1 protein-coding gene is annotated in these 279 nt (G+C 33.3%); it reads right to left on the reverse strand.

Going from position 1 to position 279, the window contains the following annotated elements; all coding sequences use genetic code 11:
• Positions 1–99: 99 nt before the first annotated feature.
• The coding region (locus NHF50_RS15660) for a hypothetical protein (protein WP_252777372.1) at positions 100–279 on the reverse strand (180 nt) is incomplete at its 5' end.

The raw sequence follows: 279 nt of genomic DNA on the forward strand, positions 1-279 counted from the left end.
TTTTTTTTACCCTATTTTTGAGAAATGGAGTTTACACATAATAGGGTATCTCTTTTAAAAAAAGAAAAGGAAATGAAAAGGAGAATCTAATTAATCTTTTTATTGATTAAAATCGTTTGTATGAATGTATTTGGCGAGGTTTCTGCCGTCAGCAATAGCATTTACGACTAAGGAAGCACCGATTCTGGCATCACCGATAGTGAAATATTTAGGATTTGAGGTGTTGTAGTTTTGGCTGTTGAATCGTTGTTTATGCCAAGTTACAGAACTCCCTGAAAT

The sequence above is a fragment of the Flavobacterium sp. NRK F10 genome, assembly GCF_024054235.1.
Lineage (GTDB): Bacteria > Bacteroidota > Bacteroidia > Flavobacteriales > Flavobacteriaceae > Flavobacterium > Flavobacterium sediminis.